11 protein-coding genes are annotated in these 18,278 nt (G+C 62.4%); 4 read left to right on the forward strand and 7 right to left on the reverse strand.

Annotated elements, in window-relative coordinates; translation table 11 throughout:
* Positions 1-49: 49 nt before the first annotated feature.
* From AB4Z19_RS08595 to dgoD, 4 genes are read right to left on the reverse strand one after another with little or no spacing between them, the layout of a single operon-like run.
* A complete protein-coding gene (locus tag AB4Z19_RS08595; protein ID WP_442034998.1) occupies positions 50-2,530 on the reverse strand; it encodes a beta-galactosidase in 2,481 nt (826 codons plus the stop codon).
* The gene (locus tag AB4Z19_RS08600; protein ID WP_442023311.1) at positions 2,527-3,159 is read right to left on the reverse strand and encodes a 2-dehydro-3-deoxy-6-phosphogalactonate aldolase; all 633 of its coding nucleotides are present in this window, start codon (positions 3,157-3,159) and stop codon (positions 2,527-2,529) included. Before AB4Z19_RS08600 ends, AB4Z19_RS08595 begins: the two co-directional genes overlap by 4 nt.
* Positions 3,156-4,256 (reverse strand): 2-dehydro-3-deoxygalactonokinase, encoded by a 1,101-nt coding sequence (locus AB4Z19_RS08605; RefSeq protein WP_442023309.1) that lies wholly within the window; start codon positions 4,254-4,256, stop codon positions 3,156-3,158. Before AB4Z19_RS08605 ends, AB4Z19_RS08600 begins: the two co-directional genes overlap by 4 nt.
* Entirely contained in the window at positions 4,250-5,398 is a 1,149-nt protein-coding gene (dgoD, locus tag AB4Z19_RS08610) for a galactonate dehydratase (RefSeq protein ID WP_442023307.1), read from the reverse strand. The genes AB4Z19_RS08605 and dgoD overlap by 7 nt, the downstream gene beginning before the upstream one ends.
* 277 nt (positions 5,399-5,675) lie before the next feature.
* On the opposite strand from dgoD, the gene aceE reads away from it, so the two are divergent.
* From aceE to lpdA, 3 genes are read left to right on the forward strand one after another with little or no spacing between them, the layout of a single operon-like run.
* A complete protein-coding gene (gene aceE, locus AB4Z19_RS08615; protein WP_442035000.1) occupies positions 5,676-8,372 on the forward strand; it encodes a pyruvate dehydrogenase (acetyl-transferring), homodimeric type in 2,697 nt (898 codons plus the stop codon).
* Positions 8,373-8,393: 21 nt separating this feature from the next.
* Positions 8,394-10,058: a dihydrolipoyllysine-residue acetyltransferase gene (aceF, locus tag AB4Z19_RS08620; RefSeq protein WP_442026959.1), complete on the forward strand. Its 1,665-nt coding sequence runs from the start codon at positions 8,394-8,396 to the stop codon at positions 10,056-10,058.
* A 9-nt stretch (positions 10,059-10,067) separates the two neighbouring features.
* A complete protein-coding gene (gene lpdA / locus AB4Z19_RS08625) occupies positions 10,068-11,876 on the forward strand; it encodes a dihydrolipoyl dehydrogenase (RefSeq protein ID WP_442035002.1) in 1,809 nt (602 codons plus the stop codon).
* Between the two features lie 67 nt (positions 11,877-11,943).
* Here lpdA and AB4Z19_RS08630 read toward each other — a convergent pair whose 3' ends face one another.
* A complete protein-coding gene (locus AB4Z19_RS08630; protein WP_442026956.1) occupies positions 11,944-13,476 on the reverse strand; it encodes a tryptophan halogenase family protein in 1,533 nt (510 codons plus the stop codon).
* A gap of 216 nt (positions 13,477-13,692) precedes the next feature.
* On the opposite strand from AB4Z19_RS08630, the gene AB4Z19_RS08635 reads away from it, so the two are divergent.
* Positions 13,693-16,086, forward strand: a complete 2,394-nt coding sequence (locus tag AB4Z19_RS08635; RefSeq protein WP_442035004.1) for a TonB-dependent receptor — start codon at positions 13,693-13,695, stop codon at positions 16,084-16,086.
* 94 nt (positions 16,087-16,180) lie between these two features.
* On the opposite strand, the gene AB4Z19_RS08640 is transcribed toward AB4Z19_RS08635, so the two are convergent.
* Positions 16,181-16,948: an REP-associated tyrosine transposase gene (locus AB4Z19_RS08640; RefSeq protein WP_442028601.1), complete on the reverse strand. Its 768-nt coding sequence runs from the start codon at positions 16,946-16,948 to the stop codon at positions 16,181-16,183.
* Between the two features lie 61 nt (positions 16,949-17,009).
* On the reverse strand, positions 17,010-18,272 hold the full coding sequence (locus tag AB4Z19_RS08645; protein WP_442035265.1) for an MFS transporter: 1,263 nt from the start codon (positions 18,270-18,272) through the stop codon (positions 17,010-17,012).
* Positions 18,273-18,278: the final 6 nt, after the last annotated feature.

An 18,278-nucleotide genomic window follows, 5' to 3' on the forward strand; every position in this document is an offset into this window, starting at 1 on the left:
ATATCGGACTTATGTGTATTAAACGGAAACGTATGTCGATTTGATATAGCTATTTGCCGATTGTGAGTTTGTAGACGGGGATGACTTTGACGGCGGAGACGCCCGCCAATTGCGGCTGGCCGCCAAAGTCCGGCACCGCCTGCTCTGGCAGGTAGATCGGCGCATCGGCGCGCAGCGGCAGCACGGAGAGCTGCAGCGTGGCGTTGGACGCAATGCCGTTGCGTTTCAGGTCGAATTGCCAGCGCTGGCCGTTGTAGTACCAATCGTCCAGCATGCGCGTGCCGCTGAACAGGCGGGCGATGTCGCCGGTGAAGTCGATGTCCAGCAGCGCCGCATCGAGCTTGTCCAGTTTTCCGCCGCTTAGTTTTACTTCCCAGGCGGCGGCGTTGCGGAAGGCTTCGGGTATGGGCTGCATCGCGGCTTTGGCGTTGCCGCCGATTCGCGGCGCGGGCACCGGCGATGCGGCACGCAGCGGCGTGATGCTGGCTTGCAGCTGGACCGGCGATACGTCCGCCTCGTATTCCGTGAAGATGCCACTGCGCCCGGCGGCTTTCAGCGCGGCGCTTGCAGTGGCTGCCGCGTCCAGCGCAGGGAATACCGCCGCCTGGAAGTGCGGCTGATCCGGCGAGCGCAATTCGAGCTTGCCATCGGCGAAATAGGCCTGCTGCGCGCTCAGCACGAGCCGCCGCTGTCCCGCAAATTCGCCAACCGCCAGCTGCCCCACTTGTTCTGGACTCAGCACCACGACCGTGATCGCGCGTCCCTGCGGCTTGCGTAGCGTGAACGCCGCTGCGCTATCCGGCACAATGCCGTTGATGACAACGCGCTCGTTGCCGGCGCCGGAAGCGGATGTGGCGGCGATGTGGGCGCCGGGCGCATCAAGGTAAGGCGCTGCGGCGGGTTCGAGCGCCATTTCGACCGGGATACCGGTGGTGGCGGAGAAAACGTAGACGATGCCTTCTTTACCCGCATCCAGCCGCGCGACCGGCTGTGCGGTTGCGTAGTCAAGACGCGTGCCGTCGAGATCAAAGTTCACCGGCCAGATAAAGTAAGCGCCATCGGCGGCGTCGAATGGCTGGCTGGGGAAGCGCAATGCGCCGCTGGGCAGCTTGATGTCGAACTGCACGCCGCGCTGCACAGCCATGGGATACTGGCGCACGTGATTGTTGAAGAACACGAAAGCCTGGTCGCCTTTGCTGCGCAGCGACCAGCGCGGCGTCGACAGATCGCGCATCGACTCGGCCACCTGATCGGGCCTGCGCACGGTCATCGGCGCCAGGCGGCCGCCGAAGTCGCGCAGGAAGTAGTGGAAGGGACGCAGGCGCTCCAGCACGGGGCGCTGCTGGCCATCCGGGCCAAGCGGCGCGTTGAAGTCGTAGCTGATGGCGGGCGTATCGTTATAGCCGCCGCTCAGCGTGCTCTCTTCCATCGTGGTGCCGCCGAGACTCAGCGGATTGCGGCCGCCGTGGAACATGTAATAGCCGACCATATTCAGTCCGGAGCCCAGCTGCACCGGCAGCATGGACGCGATGTCGTCCGGTGATACCAGGGTGCGGCGGCGGTACATGGCGGGCAGCCCCGCGCCGTATTCCGCGCCGAGGAAAGGCGTGTCGGCCATGTCCGTTTCAGCAGTGCCGGTCTGCGAGGCGCGCGTTTGCGCACCGAGGTCGCCGCTGACGCGCGTGCCGAAGCGGAAGGCATAGGTTTCTTTGGGCGGCAGCGGCTTGGTGCTCGCGCTCCATGGCTCGTCTGGATAGCCGCCAAAGACCGGCGTTACTTCGCCCGATGGATACAGCGTGTGATCCCAACCCGTGACCGTATAGATCGGCACATCGAGGCCCGCCTGGATTGCCAGTTCTTTCAGCTTGCTGATGTGGCCTGCGCCCTGACCGGGACCGGCGAGGTTATATTCGTTCTCCAGCTGGACTGCGACCACCGGGCCGCCATCCTTCCACAACTGGCCTTTCAGCTGCGTGCCGATCTCGCGGTACAGGCGTTCAACGTAGTGCAGGTATTGCGGATCGTCGCGCCGCGTCGGCATGGCATTAACCACCCAGTCCGGCACGCCGCCGTATCGCACTTCGGCGTGCGCCCATGGGCCGGCGCGTACCACCACACCGAGGCCGGCCTTGCCGGCAAGCTGCACGAAACGGCGCAAGTCGCGGTTGCCTTGCCAGTCGAATTTTCCTTCCAGCTCTTCGTGGTGGCTCCAGATCACGTAGCTGGTCACCACTTCCACGCCGGCGGACTTCATCTTGCGCAGTTCCGCTTCCCAGGTCGAAGCGGGGCTGCGTGAGTAGTGGAATTCTCCTGCGACAGGCAACCAGGGCTGGCCGTTCCTCGTCAGATATTGATTGTTGATCCCGATGCGCTCACCGCGCGGCGAAATGCTGCTGCCGGTTTTGATGTAGCCGGTTTTCGGTTCGGCGGCGGGAGCGCTGGCATCGACGTGCAGCACGGCGGCATGCGCGCAGGCCGCCACTGCGCTCAGGACGGCCAGGGCGGCGCGGCGCATGCGCGGGGCGATCACTGGCGCCAGGCTTCGACGAAACGTTGCGCGCGCTTGCCAGCTTCGGCGGCGTCGATGCCCGGTGCATAAAGGGCGGAGCCAAGGCCGAAGCCTGCGGCGCCTGCTGCGCGGAACGGGCCCATATTATCCGGCGTGACGCCGCCCACCGGCAGCAGGCGCGTCTCCGCTGGCAGCACGGCACGCATGGCCTTCATGATGGTTGGCGTAATCAGTTCGGCGGGGAAGAGCTTCAGCGCATCGGCACCGGCGTGCAGGGCGGCGAAGGCTTCCGTCGGCGTGGCGACGCCTGGAACGCAAGCCATGCCGTTGGCTTTCGCGGCCTTGATCACGGCAACGTCGGCGTGCGGCATGACGATGATGCGGCCACCGGCGGCCTGCACTTCATCGACCGCGTTCACGCTGAGCACCGTACCTGCGCCCAGTACGGCATCTGCCGGCAAGGATTTGCTCAGGAGGCGAATGGATTCCAGCGCCTGCGGCGAGTTCAGTGGCACTTCGATGATGCGGAAGCCGGCGTTGTAGACGGCATGCGCGATGCCTTCCACTTCATGCGGCTGCACGCCGCGCAGAATGGCGACCAGCGGCAGGGCTTCGAAAGCGCGATCGAGGTCGGCGCGGATGTCGGTCATGTATTTGCTCCAGTGATCAGCCCTGCGCGGCGGGCCATGGCCCACAGGCCGGCGGGGGCCGTGTTCGGGAAATTGTGGTCGGCTTTGATGCCAAAGACTGCCAGGGCTTGTTCGTAGCGGGTGCACAGCGCAGGCTCGCCGATCAGGATCAGTGGGGCTTGCTGCAGACCGGCTTCTTCGCGCCAGGCGAGGCCGGCGCGCAGTTCGTGGCCGATCAGCAGGCCGGACATGTAATCCGCCAACGCGTCGCCAGGCAGCTTTTCGGTCAGTCCAAGCGTGCGGACGGCGAACAGCTGGTTGGCCAGGTTGGCGCTTGCGTTGTCGCGTGCAGCCTTGACGCCCTGGTCGAATGCTGCACGCGATGGCGCACTGGACGCGATCATCAGGCGGTTCAGCACGGAATGTTGGGACAGCAGGGCGAATAGTTCGCCGGTCATGTGGGTAGCGAAGGCGCGCACGGTGCCGTCGCGCAGCTGCGTCCACTTCGAGTGCGTGCCGGGCATGACGACACATGCTTGCGCCGCAAGTTGCGGATGCAGGGCCAGCGCGCCGGCGATCTGCGTTTCCTCGCCGCGCATCACATCCGGCGTGCCGTCATCCGGTGCATAGAGCAAACCGGGGATGATGGCCATTGGACGCGTGCCGCCGGCATGTTCAGCGGCCGGCGCCGGCGCAGAGATATTGCCGGCGGGTGGTGCAATGACAAGCGGTGGCAGCGGCGGAGCGAGCGCCAGGAGGTTGCCGACTTCGGCGGGGCAGGTGGCGTAAGGCACTTCGTGCCAGCCATGCTTGCTGCCCGCCATGCCGCACACGACCAATGGCAACTCTGGGGCCGCGGCAAGCCAGTCGCCGGCCAGCGTGTCGAGCGCGGCGCGGTAGGTGTCGGCCGAGCCGTTCATCGCCGTGCTGCCTTGCGCGCTGGCGCGCGTGTCGAGCACCGCACCGTCGGCGCCGATGAGGAACAAGCGCAGGCCAGTGGAGCCCCAGTCCGCGCCGACGAGTTGAGCCGAGCGGACCAGGCTGGCCACGCCCGCGTCAAGGGAGCGCGCGGTGGTAGCGTGGGACGCTGCCGGCAGCGGGTCTGCGGGCGTCACCATTCGGCCACGCTGCCGTCGGCGTGGCGCCACAGCGGGTTGCGCCAGTCGGGAGCGTTCTGGCTGGCGGCGATGACGCGCGCTTCGTCGACTTCCACGCCCAGGCCGGGCTTTGGCAGCGGGGAGAAGCAGCCGTCCGCGATGCGGAAGTCTTCTTTATTCATTACATAGTCCAGCAGCTCGGCGCCCTTGTTGTAGTGGATGCCCATGCTTTGCTCCTGCAGCACGGCGTTGTAAGACACGAAGTCCACCGCCAGGCAGGCCGCCAGCGCGACAGGGCCGAGCGGGCAGTGCGGCGCCAGCGTGACATCGTAGGCCTCTGCCATCGCAGCGATCTTGACGCATTCGGTGATGCCGCCGGCATGTGACAGGTCCGGCTGCAGGATCGACACGCCGCCGCGCTCCAGCACATGCTTGAATTCGAAGCGCGAGTACATGCGCTCGCCGGCCGCCAGCGGAATCGCGGTCATTTCGGCCAGGCGCGGATAGTATTCCGCCTGCTCGGCCAGCACCGGTTCTTCCACGAACAGTGGACGGAACGGCTCCAGTTCTTTCAGCAGCACGCGCGCCATCGGCGCCGATACGCGGCCGTGGAAGTCGATGCCGAATTCCACTTCGCCGCCAAAATGCTCGCGGATCTCGGCAATGCGGGCCACTGCCGCATCCACCGCTTTCGAATTGTCGATCAGGCCCAGCTCCTCGGTGCCATTCATTTTGAAGGTATGGATGCCGCCTTCGCGCAGCTTGTTCATCTGCTCGATGATGTCGCCGGGACGATCGCCGCCCACCCAGCTGTAAGCGCGCATGCGATCCCGCACGAGGCCACCCAGAAGCTGCCATACTGGGGCGTTCAGTGCCTTGCCCTTGATGTCCCACAGCGCCTGGTCGATGCCCGCGATGGCACTCATCAGGATGGCGCCGCCGCGGTAGAAGCTGCCGCGGTACATGGCTTGCCACAGGTCGTTGATGCGCAGCGGGTCCTGGCCAATCAGCAGTTCGGCGTATTCCTGCACCGCCGTTTCAACGGTGCGGGCGCGGCCCTCGATCACAGGTTCACCCCAGCCGACGATGCCCTCGTCGGTTTCAATTTTCACGAACATCCAGCGTGGCGGAACGCGGTAGGTGGTCACTTTGGTGATGCGCATGGGAGCCCTAAGCAATAGTTATCAGACAACTGAGAGTGTAGGGGAGTGAGCTAAGCCCGAAATATGAAACATCCCGACATAACTATATGAATCAGGAATATGTGAAAATTTACACAATTTTCAGCCATATCTCACAATATGAAACGATCTTCCGTAATTTGAAAAAGGCTGAATTCACTGATAGAATCATTCACACTTAGCCAAAGTCTTAGTAAATAATCACCAGCATAGTCCGGGCGCAAGCGGTCGGGCACTTAATCGATAGGAGACTAGATACATGTCAGCTCAACTTGACCAGGTCACGGCCCAAACCGCCAACGATCCTGATGCGCAAGAAACAAAGGAATGGCTGGAGGCACTTGAGGCAGTTCTGGAAAAAGAAGGTCCGGACCGCGCCCACTACCTGATGGAACGCCTGGTTGACCTGGCCCGCCGCCGTGGCGCCGACATTCCGTTCTCCGCGAACACCGCCTACGTCAACACCATCCCTGCTCACCTCGAAGCCCACTGCCCGGGCAACCTCGAATACGAAGAACGCCTGCGCTCCTGGATGCGCTGGAATGCCATGGCCATGGTCGTGAAGGCCAACCGCGCCGACGGCGACCTCGGTGGCCACCTGTCCTCGTTCGCTTCGCTGGCGAACATGCTGGGCATTGGCTTCAACCACTTCTGGAAAGCGGAAACCCCTGAACAGGGCGGCGACCTGCTGTACATCCAGGGCCACTCCTCGCCAGGTATCTACGCACGCGCCTTCCTGGAAGGCCGCCTGACCGAAGACCAGCTGCTGAACTTCCGCCGCGAAGTCGACGGCAAAGGCCTGTCCTCCTACCCGCACCCGAAACTGATGCCGGAATTCTGGCAGTTCCCGACCGTGTCGATGGGCCTTGGCCCGCTGATGGCGATCTACCAGGCGCGCTTCCTGAAGTACCTGCACGCACGCTCCATCGCCAACACCGAAGGCCGTAAAGTCTGGGCCTTCTGCGGTGACGGCGAGATGGACGAACCGGAATCGATGGGCGCAATCGGCATGGCCGCGCGCGAAAAGCTGGATAACCTGGTCATCGTCGTCAACTGTAACCTGCAGCGCCTGGACGGTCCGGTGCGCGGCAACGGCAAGATCATTCAAGAGCTGGAAGCGGACTTCCGCGGCGCCGGCTGGAACGTCGTCAAAGTCATCTGGGGCCCGGGTTGGGACAACCTGCTGGCCAAAGACAAGGAAGGCATCCTGCAGCGCGTGATGATGGAAACCGTCGACGGCGAATACCAGAATTACAAGGCCAAGGATGGCGCCTACGTGCGCAAGCACTTCTTCGGCAAGCATCCGAAGCTGCTGGAAATGGTCGCCAATATGTCCGACGACGATATCTGGCGCCTGACCCGCGGCGGCCACGATCCGCACAAGATCTATGCTGCATTCAAGATCGCGCAGGAAGCCAAGGACAAGCCAACCGTGCTGCTGGTGAAAACCATCAAGGGCTACGGCATGGGCAAATCCGGCGAGGCGCGCAACACTGCGCACCAGACCAAGAAGCTGGACGACGAGGCTATCCGCGAAATGCGCGACCGCTTCAACATCCCGATCCCGGACGACAAGCTGGCCGAGATCCCATTCTTCAAGCCGTCCGACGACGCGCCTGAAATGAAGTACCTGCACGAGCGCCGCAAGGCACTGGGCGGCTACCTGCCGCACCGCCGCACCAAGGCTGACGAGCAGCTGGTGGTGCCGCCGCTGGAAGCCTTCAAGGCCGTGCTGGAAGCGACGCCGGAAGGCCGCGAGATCTCCACCACCCAGGCTTACGTGCGTATCATCACCGCGCTGCTGCGCGACCAGTCGCTGGGCCAGCGCGTGGTGCCTATCCTGGTTGACGAGTCCCGCACCTTCGGTATGGAAGGCCTGTTCCGCCAGATCGGTATCTTCAATCAGCAGGGCCAGTTGTACGAGCCGGTCGACAAGGACCAGGTGATGTACTACCGCGAAGACAAGGCGGGCCAGATCCTGCAAGAGGGTATCAACGAAGCAGGCGGCATGAGCTCGTGGATCGCTGCGGCGACTTCGTACTCCAGCAACAACCGCGTGATGGTTCCGTTCTTCACCTACTATTCGATGTTCGGTCTGCAGCGCGTTGGCGACCTGGCATGGGCAGCTGGCGACATGCGCGCACGCGGCTTCCTGATGGGCGGTACCGCCGGCCGAACCACGCTGAACGGCGAGGGCCTGCAGCACGAAGATGGCCACAGCCACATCGTCGCGGCGACCATCCCGAACTGCATTCCTTACGACCCGACCTTCGGCCACGAACTGGCTGTGATCATTCATGACGGCCTGCGCCGCATGGTGGGTAACCAGGAAGACGTGTTCTACTACATCACCATCATGAACGAGAACTACTCCCACCCAGGCCTGAAGCCGGGCCAGGAGGAGGGCATCCTGAAGGGTATGTATCTGCTGCAGGAAGGCGACAAGAAGGCCAAGGAACGCGTACAGCTGGTGGGCTCCGGCACCATCCTGCGCGAGTCCATCTTCGCTGCCGAACTGCTGAAGAACGACTGGAACATCGCTGCTGACGTATGGTCCGCTCCGTCGCTGACCCTGGTGGCGCGTGAAGGTATCGACTGCGAGCGCTGGAACATGGTCAACCCGACCGCGGAACAGCGCGTGCCTTACGTGACTTCGCTGCTGCAGAAGTCGACCGGTCCTATCATTGCGACCACCGACTACATGCGCCAGTTCGCTGAACAGATTCGCCCATACATGCCGAAAGGCCGCTCGTACAAAGTGCTGGGCACCGATGGCTTCGGCCGTTCCGACAGCCGCGCCAAGCTGCGTGAGTTCTTCGAAGTTAACCGTTACTACATCACGGTTGCTGCGCTGCGCTCGCTGGCTGACGAAGGCAAGATCGCCATGTCCGTCGTGGAAGACGCGATCAAGAAGTACGGCATCAACCCGAACAAGCCAAATCCGGTGACCCAATAACGAGAAGACGGAGCGAAACTTATGAGCATGGTAGAAGTTAAAGTCCCGGATATCGGCGACTTCAAGGAAGTTGAAGTCATCGAGCTGATGGTCAAGGTCGGCGACACGATCAAGGTCGATCAGTCGCTGGTGACCGTGGAGTCCGACAAGGCCTCGATGGAAATCCCATCGTCGCAAACGGGCCTGATCAAGGAGATCAAGGTCAAGGTTGGCGACAAGGTGGCGGAAGGCTCGCTGCTGCTGATCGTTGAAGCTGATGGCGCTGCCGCTGCTCCGGCAGCTGCCGCCCCGGCTCCTGCGGCCGCTCCGGCGCCTGCTGCTGCGGCGCCTGCAGCCGCCGCGCCTGCGCCAGCCGCAGCGCCGGCTGCATCGGCTGGCCCGGTCGAGGTCAAAGTGCCTGATATCGGCGACTTCAAGGAAGTGGAAGTGATCGAAGTGATGGTCAAGGTTGGCGACACCATCGCCAAGGACCAGTCGCTGATCACCGTCGAATCCGACAAGGCTTCCATGGAAATCCCGTCCTCCCACGCTGGCGTGGTGAAGGAATTGAAGGTCAAGGTTGGCGACAAGGTCGCTGAAGGCTCGATCGTGCTGGTCGTCGACGCTGTCGGCGGTGGCGCTGCCGCCGCGCCGGCTGCAGCTGCTCCTGCGGCGGCTCCGGCACCAGCTGCCGCCGCTGCGCCAGCACCGGCCGCTGCGGCGCCGGCCCCTGCTGCCGCAACTGCGCCGTCCGCGCCAGGCGTCTCCGGCAAGCTGGCCCACGCCTCCCCATCCGTGCGCAAGTTCGCCCGCGAACTGGGCGTGGATGTGGCGATCGTGCCAGGCACCGGTCCGAAAGGCCGCGTGACCCAGCTGGACGTGCAGAACTTCGTTAAGGGCGTGATGTCCGGCGCGACCGCGTCGCCAGCAGGCGCCGCCGCTCCGGCAGGCGCTGGTGGCGGCATGAGCGTGCTGCCATGGCCGTCGCTGGACTTCAGCAAGTTCGGCGAAACCGAACTGCAGCCGCTGCCGCGTATCAAGAAGATCTCCGGCCCGAACCTGCATCGCAACTGGGTGATGATCCCGCACGTGACGCAGTTCGAAGATGCGGATATCACCGAGCTGGAACAGTTCCGCGTCGACAGCAACGCCGCCAACGCCAAGAACAAGGACGCCACCAAGCTGACCATGCTGGCCTTCGTGATCAAGGCATCGGTCGCCGCGCTGAAGAAATTCCCGTCCTTTAACTCGTCGCTGGACGAGAAGGGCGAGAACCTGATCCTGAAGAAGTTCTACAACATCGGTTTCGCCGCCGATACGCCGAATGGCCTGGTGGTGCCGGTCGTGAAAAACGCCGACCAGAAGTCCGTGACGCAGATCGCGAAAGAGATGACCGAACTGTCGCTGGCTGCTCGCGAAGGCAAACTGAAGCCGACCGATATGCAGGGCGCCACCTTCACCATCTCGTCGCTGGGCGGCATCGGTGGCTCGCACTTCACGCCTATCGTGAATGCACCTGAAGTGGCGATCCTGGGTCTGTCCAAGTCGCAGATGAAGCCAGTCTGGGACGGCAAGCAGTTCGTGCCGCGCCTGATGATGACGCTGTCGCTGTCCTACGACCACCGCGTTGTCGATGGCGCTTCCGGTGCACGCTTCGCCGTGTATCTGGCGGAAGTGCTGGGCGACATGCGCAAGATCCTTCTGTAAGGAGCCGCCATGACCGAGGTAAAAGTACCGAATATTGGCGACTTCAAGGAAGTGGAAGTCATTGAGCTGCTGGTCAAAGTTGGCGATACCGTCAAAGTGGACCAGTCGCTGGCGACCGTGGAATCCGACAAGGCGTCCATGGAGATTCCATCGACCCACGCTGGCGTGGTCAAGGAACTGAAGATCAAGGTTGGCGACAAGGTGAGCGAAGGTTCGCCGCTGCTGTTGATCGAAGAAGCTGCGGGCTCCACGGCGTCGGCTCCAGCTGCTGCACCGGCTCCGGCTGCGGCAGCACCTGCTGCCCCCGCGCCTGCCGCCCCCGCGCCTGCCGCTGCTCCGGCAGCGCCGGCGGCTGCAGCACCGGCACCGGTTGCAGGCGGCTACAGCGGCCAGGTCGACATCACCTGCGACATGATGGTCCTGGGCGGCGGCCCTGGCGGCTATTCGGCTGCCTTCCGCGCTGCGGACCTGGGCATGAACACGGTCATCGTCGAGAAGTATTCGACCCTGGGCGGCGTCTGCCTGAATGTGGGCTGCATCCCGTCGAAAGCCTTGCTGCACGTGGCATCGGTGATCGACGAAACCAGCCACATGTCCAAGACTGGCGTCACCTTCGCCAAGCCGCAGATCGACATCGACCAGGTGCGCAAGTACAAGGAAGGCGTGATCGGCAACATGACCGGCGGTCTCGCCGGCATGGCCAAGGCACGCAAGGTCAATGTGGTGCAGGGCGTTGGCCAGTTCATCAGCCCGAACCACATCGAAGTGACTGCTGCCGACGGCAGCAAGAAGGTCGTGCAGTTCAAGCAGGCCATCATCGCTGCCGGTTCGTCCGTCGTGAAACTGCCGTTCGTGCCTGAAGATCCGCGTATCGTGGACTCCACCGGAGCGCTGGAACTGCGCTTCATGCCGAAGAAGATGCTGGTCATCGGCGGCGGCATCATCGGCCTGGAAATGGCCACCGTCTACTCCACTTTCGGCGCACGTATCGACGTCGTCGAAATGATGGACGGCCTGATGCAAGGCGCCGACCGCGACGCAGTGAAGATCTGGCAGAAATTCAACGAGAAGCGCTTCGACAAGATCATGACCAAGACCAAAACCGTTGGCGTGGAAGCGCTGCCGGAAGGTATCAAGGTCACCTTCGAAGCTGCCGAAGCCGGCGTCGCTGCTCCGGAACCGCAGATCTACGACATGGTCCTGGTGGCCGTTGGCCGTAGCCCGAACGGCAAGAAGATCGCTGCCGACAAGGCCGGCGTGGCCGTCACCGACCGTGGCTTCATCAACGTGGATGGACAGATGCGCACCAACGTGCCGCACATCTTCGCGATTGGCGACATCGTGGGCCAGCCGATGCTGGCGCACAAGGCCGTGCACGAAGGCCACGTGGCAGCGGAAGCAGCCCATGGCGAGAAGGCCTTCTTCGACGCCAAGGTGATCCCGTCCGTCGCTTACACCGATCCGGAAGTGGCATGGGTTGGCGTGACCGAAGACGAAGCCAAGGCGAAGGGCATCAAGGTCGAGAAGGGCCACTTCCCGTGGGCAGCCAGCGGCCGCGCTGTGGCCAATGGCCGCGCGGAAGGCTTCACCAAGCTGCTGTTCGACGCTGAAACCCACCGCATTATCGGCGGCACCATCGTCGGCACGCACGCCGGCGACATGGTTGGCGAGATCGCCCTGGCGATCGAGATGGGCGCCGACGGCGTCGATATCGGCCGCACGATTCACCCGCACCCAACGCTGGGCGAATCGATCGGCGTGGCCGCCGAAGTCTACGAAGGCGTCTGCACCGACTTGCCTCCGCCTCGCAAGAAGTAAGAACCCACGGCAAAAAACAGGTGTCAGCCACGATGTGGCTGACACCAGGTTTACGCCTCGGGTTTTATCAGGCGCGCCGCAGTTGGGGCGCGCCTTTGCGGTACCAGTTCACCAGCGCGCGGTGCGTGGGAAGGTCGCGCAGGGCATGCTGGCTGACTTCCTGGATCATGCGGAATTCCTTTTCCGCCGCAGCGCGGTCCGGCCAGTGGCCGTGGACTTCGGTGCAGAACTCCATCCCGTACAAAACGTACTGCCAGCTTGAGGGCGGGTACATCTCCACGTCCGTTACAAAGTCCAGACGATGCGGTGGACGGCTGCGCCACATGGCCAGCTTCTCGCGCAGCGATTCGGGAATGGTCGCCTCCAGCGTGTTCTCGACCCAGAAGTCTTCCGAACGCCGCGACAGGCAGTAGTGCATCTTCACGAAGTCCACGATCTTTTCGTAGCGCTGCCGCATTTGCTCGTTGAAGAACTTCGCGGCCGGTGCGAGATTGCCGTCGTGCGGGAAGAGATAGCTGAGCAGATAGGTTGCCGCTTCGATCAGGCCGATGCCGGACGATTCCAGCGGCTCCAGGAAACCACCGGATAAGCCAATCGCCACGCAGTTTTTGATCCAGTGCGTTTCGCGATAGCCCACGTTCAGCTTGAGCAAACGAGGCGACAAGCCATCGCCTGCCTCGCCCACATAACCGCGCAGGATCTGCTCCGCGCGTTCATCGCTGGTATGGCGGCTGGAATAGACGTAGCCCGTGCCGCGCCGGTCGTGCAGGCCGATATCCCAGGTCCATCCCGCTTCGTGCGCGGTCGAAATCGTGTAGGAAGCAATCGGCGCATCAGGCTGCGCATAGGGCACTTGCAGGGCCAGTGCGCGATCCACGAACAGCGTGTCGTTGATATTGCGGAAGGGCGATCCCAGAGCCTCGCCGATCAGGCGCGCACGGAAGCCAGTGCAATCCACGAACAGATCGGCGGTGAGCACACCCGCTTCGCGCGTGGTGACGGACGCAATGCTGCCATCTTCAGTCAACTGCACGCTATCGACGGTAGCTTCAATGCGCTTGACGCCCAGCGTCTGCGCGTGGCGGCAGAGCAGGGCGGCAAAGCTGGCCGCGTCGAAGTGATAGGCGTAGTTCAGCGGTGCGATGTAGTCCGCATCGCCAATCCGTTTGGGCGCGTGCGAGGCCGCAGCGACCGCCGTTTGCAGCGTCGATGCGGCAGCAAACGAAGTGCCGCCTGCTGCGCCACGCAGCCAGTAGGGCAGCAGCTCAGGACCACCGGGACGCTGCGAAGGCTGATTGAAAGGATGGAAGTAGTGGGCCGCGCCAGGCGTGCCCGGCTCGCGCACCCAGTGCGCAAAATGCACGCCTTGTTTGAAGGTCGCATGGCACTCGCGGATAAAGGTCGCCTCATCGATGCCCAGCGTCGACAGCGTGCCGCGAATGGAAGGGAAGGTGCCTTCGCCCACGCCGATGATGCCGATCTCCTTCGACTCGACCAGCGTCACGCCGACGCTGCTGCCGAGCGTGCGGGCCAGAAATCCTGCCGCCAGCCAGCCGGCGGTGCCGCCACCGACGATAAGAATATTCCTGATGGGTTGCATGCCCGGTCTCCCTGTCCTGTGTCATCAAATCCACGAACGTACAATTTTTAAATTGACATCGACTTCGCGATTTGGGTAGTATGAAAACGGTTTCAAGAATGCAGAAATCGATTTCACTAAATTTGAAAACGATTTCATATCAATGAAATCGTTTTCTAAGAAAAGATAATAGCGCAATACCGCTGTACATCAAACAGGAGACTTATGAACACTTGCATGCCCCGAGCCCGCTTGCTGGGCTCTCCGATCCGGCTGGCCATCCTGACGCTTCTCGCTGGTATCAATCCCGCCATCGCGCAAACTGCCGCACCGGCGCAGCCAGCGCAGGCCGAGGCAATTCCTGAAGTCTATGTGACCGCCACCAAGCGTTCCACCTCCCTGCAGAAGACCCCGGTGGCCGTGACTGCGATCAGCGCCGCGTCGCTGGACGACAACCACGTGCAGACCATTCAGGACGTGGTCAACCTGGTGCCGGGCTTCCAGGCCACTACCCAGGGCGACCACGGTGTGATCACCATGACGCTGCGCGGCGTGGGTAACGACAGCGCCAAGACCGAATATGCGGACCCGGAAGTCGGCACCTTCGTGGACGGCGTGTACTCGCCGCGTCCTGAAGGCGCGACCACGCTGCTGTTCGACCTGGAAGGCATTGAAGTCCTGCGCGGTCCGCAAGGCACGCTGTGGGGCCGCAACTCCACCGTCGGCGCAGTCAATATGCAGACGGTGAAGCCGACCATCGGCAGCAGCTCCGGCTACGTTGAAGCAGGCCTGGGCAAGTTCGGCCGCCTCGGTGCGCGCGGTGCGGTGAACATTCCGGTATCCGACAACTTCGCGATGCGCCTGGCCTTCGTGCACGAGCAGCACGACGGTTATGTGGACTACCAGACCCCGCCGAACATTCCGCTGTCGCAGCAGCAGGCCGCAGCCGCAGCAAATATCGCGGCCTACAATACGGCGAATCCGACACGTCCGATCAGCTTCCAGCCACTGAACACCAGCCTGTTCGTGCAGGGTGGTCCGAAGTACAACGCGCAGGACCAGAGCGCAGTGCGACTGAGCTTCCTGTGGGACCTGTCGCCGCAGCTGAAATGGAACCTGTCGTATGAACGCTTCCAGGACCGCGGCACGCCGAACATGAACCTGATGCAGACGCCGCGCGCCGGCCAGGAATTCTGGTCCGCGCTGATCGATACTGCGCCTTCGCTGAAGCGTGATTCCAACTCCGTGCGCACCCGCGTCGACTACCAGATCAACAACGACATGGCGCTGGCCTATATCGGCGGCTGGTCCTCGTTCCGCGGTTCCTCGACCTTCGATCAGGACGGCGGCGCAGTTGCACCGACCAGCTTCACCAGCGGCGGCAACTTCCAGGCCGATAACACCGTGTGGTCCAAGTACAAGAGCTACACCCACGAACTGGAACTGCAATCGACCGGCAAGAAGCAGGTGGACTGGTTGCTCGGCCTGTACTACGCGTCCGAAAACAACGGCATCCGCTTCGACATCCCGATCATCAACGGCACCCAGCAGGGTACCGTGGGCTGGCAGGGCTCCTTCATTCAGCCGAAAGAGACCGTGGAATCGAAGGCGGTGTTTGGCCAGGCAACGTGGAACGTCAACGACGATCTGCACCTGACCGGCGGCCTGCGCTACACCGACGACAAGCGTGAAAACATCGACGGCAAGGGCATGGGCTGGGTATCCAACACCGCAGCACCGCAGATCCCGGTCAACCCAAGCGTGAACCCGTTCGACCCGGCCAGCGGTTTCGCGCTGAGCAGCGACAACCACGGCAGCTTCAGCGGCAGCAAAGTCACCTGGCTGGCGCGCGCATCGTATGACCTGAGCAAGAACTCCATGATCTATGGCAGCGTATCGACCGGCTACAAATCGGGCGGCCTGCAGGACGGCGGCAAGCCATACGGCGCTGAGACGCTGACCAACTACGAAGTCGGCAACAAGGCGACCTTCCTGGACGGCGCACTGCGCTGGAATAACGCGGCCTACTACCAGCGCTTCAAAGGCTTCCAGTTCAGCGCACCGGTGACCAATCCGGACGGCAGCCATAGCCTGAGCACCTTCAACGCAGAAGGCGCGAAGATCTACGGCTTCGAGTCCGAACTGGCGGCGCGCATCACGAAGGACGATCGCGTGCAAGTGGTAGCGACCTACACTCACGCCAAGCTGGGCACCCTGATCGGCGGCAGTAACGACTACCAGCTGCCGGCATGTCCGATCACCGGCATCACCAGCTGCCTGGACGTGACGGGCAACACGATGCCGCACGCACCGAAGTTCAGCACGCAGGTGCAGTATTCGCACTCGATCCACCTGCCGGACGGCACGCTGACCCCGCGTGTCAGCGCCCACTACGAAAGCGCGAGCTGGCTGAGCGTGTTCAATCTGGGTGAGCCGGATCGTCAGAAGTCCTACACCCGCACGGACCTCGGCATGCGCTACGAAGCGACGAAGAACTACTACGTCGACCTGTTCGTGCGCAACGTGGAAGACAAGAACGTCAAGACGAGCGCCCAGAATCCGCAAGGCATCTGGCAAGCGCAATACCTGCCGCCACGCACCTTCGGCTTCAACGCAGGCTACAACTTCTGATTTACTGATCCAAGGTTGGCCCCGGTCGCGATTTCCCCCGGCCGGGGCTTTTTTTATTTGGGGTCAGGCGCTAAACGAGACACGAGCTGGTCCGTTAGTTTCGCTTCGCCGCTCTCCCAATGGTCCTTTTGCTGACGCCAAATGCCTCGGCTATATCCTTTTTGCTATACGCTCCCGACGAGATGGCATCAGCTATTGCGCTGTTTCGGTTGGGCCGGCAGGCATAGTCGGCCAAGGGCTTGGGCGCGGGCTGGGATTGAGTGGCATCCGGTTTCTGGCTTTTGAGGCGGCCCTTCAGCGGATTGCTGCAGTCCATGCCGCTCGCTACAAATGCACGAAACGCTTTGTGGCGCAGGTCGTTGTCGCGCTGGCCGAAGTGGGCGAGTATCCGGTCCGTTTCGAGCCAGTGTGGCGGCGTGGCCAGGCCAGCGGTATATCGATAGCTGCTCCAGCGCCAGTCTGCTGCGCATTCAACCAGCCCTGCTCGGACAGGGTTGAGTGCGATGTATCGTCCGAGCTCGGCAAAGTACGAATCGTGCTCGACTAATTGGGCGTTAAAGCGGCCTTGCAGGAGGTGGCCGTCCTTGCCATGTCGTTTGTTGAAGTGCTGAGAATAATGGCTGTTCAGGAATTGCATGCCTTTGGATAGGTTTGCTTGCATCGTCTCCAGCAGAATGTGGAAATGGTTGGGCATCAGGCAAAAGCTGTGGCTGATAAATCCAAACTTCTCAGCGGTCGTGGCGAAGGTTTTGTGCCAGGTGAGGTAATCGTGGTCGTCTAGAAAGATATGGGCGCGACGATTGCCGCGCGAGGTGATGTGGTAGATGGCTCCTGGGAACTGGATGCGAGGTTGGCGGCTCATGCAGGGAAGTTAGCATGTGCCGCGGAACCAGGTCCTGAGGCAGATCAAGCAGCCTCATGTCTCATTTAGCGCCTGACCCCAAATGGAAGGGGGCGAGCCAGGTGATGAGGAAGCTGGGGATGGTGGCGGCCATCACGAACCAGAAGTAGTGGACGTAGCCGAGCATTTGCTGGAGGTGTCCGCTCACCAGGCCGGTGACCATCATGCACAGGCCCATCAGGCCGGTGCCGAAGGCGTAATGGGTGGTCGTGTATTTGCCGGGAGCCAGCTGCTGCATTAGGTAGATCATGAAGCCGACCGAGCCGAAGCCGAAGAAGAATTTTTCGACCGTGACGCCAAGGCTGATCAGCACCAGGCTGCTCGGCTGATAAATCGACATCAGCAGGAAGGTTACGTTCGGAATGTTCACTGCGCAGCACAGCAGGAACAGCGTCGGCTTCAGGCCGCGCCTGGCGACGAAGATGCCGCCCAGCAGGGAGCCAAGCAGCACGGCAGCCAGGCCATAAGTGCCGTAGATGATGCCGAGCAGTTCGTTCGATAAGCCAAGGCCGCCTTTGGCTACCGGGTCCACCATGAAGAAGGGGCCGATTTTTTCCAGCAGCCCGATCGACAGGCGAAACAGGAAGGCGAAGCCCACCATCAGCCATACATCGCGCTTCTGGAAGAAGGTAACGAAGGCGTCCTTCAGGATGTGCCATGCGTCGCCCAGCGAGGCGGGCGCGTCTTCGGCCTTGGCGCCGTCGGGCATGACTTTCCAGTGCCAGGCCGTCATCGCGAGAATGATCACGGCGACCAGTGCGAACACGATTTGCCAGGCCTTCGTCCAGTCGTGCGTGTAGTTGGTGTGCAGCCAGCCGCTCAGGAAGACGAAGCCGCCCGATGCTACGATCGGGCCGATGTTCCAGCTCAGGCTTTGTATGCCGCAGTACAGCGATTGCTTGCGCGAGTCGAGCGAGGTGACGTACACGCCGTCAGCTGCAATGTCCTGCGTGGCGCCGATGAAGGACAGCACCACAAACAGCACCAGCAGCGCAGTCAGGTAGCCAGGCAGGGACATCGCCAGCGCCACAGCGCCGAAGCCCGCGGCCAGTATCAGCTCGGTGATCAGCACGAAGAACTTCTTGGTGCGGTACATTTCGACGATCGGCGCGAACAGCGGCTTGATGGTGTAGGCGAGGATCAGCGAGCTGGCATAGCCGGCCGCCTGCGCATTGTCCATGCCCAGATTCTTGAACATGATGGACGTCACGCTGGACAGCATCACATAGGCCAGCGCCATCGTGAAGTAACCGGTGGGAACCCACAGCAGCGGGCTGCGTCCCATTGGCGG

Origin of the sequence: Pseudoduganella sp. RAF19, assembly GCF_052114165.1 — a bacterium.
GTDB lineage: Bacteria > Pseudomonadota > Gammaproteobacteria > Burkholderiales > Burkholderiaceae_D > Rugamonas.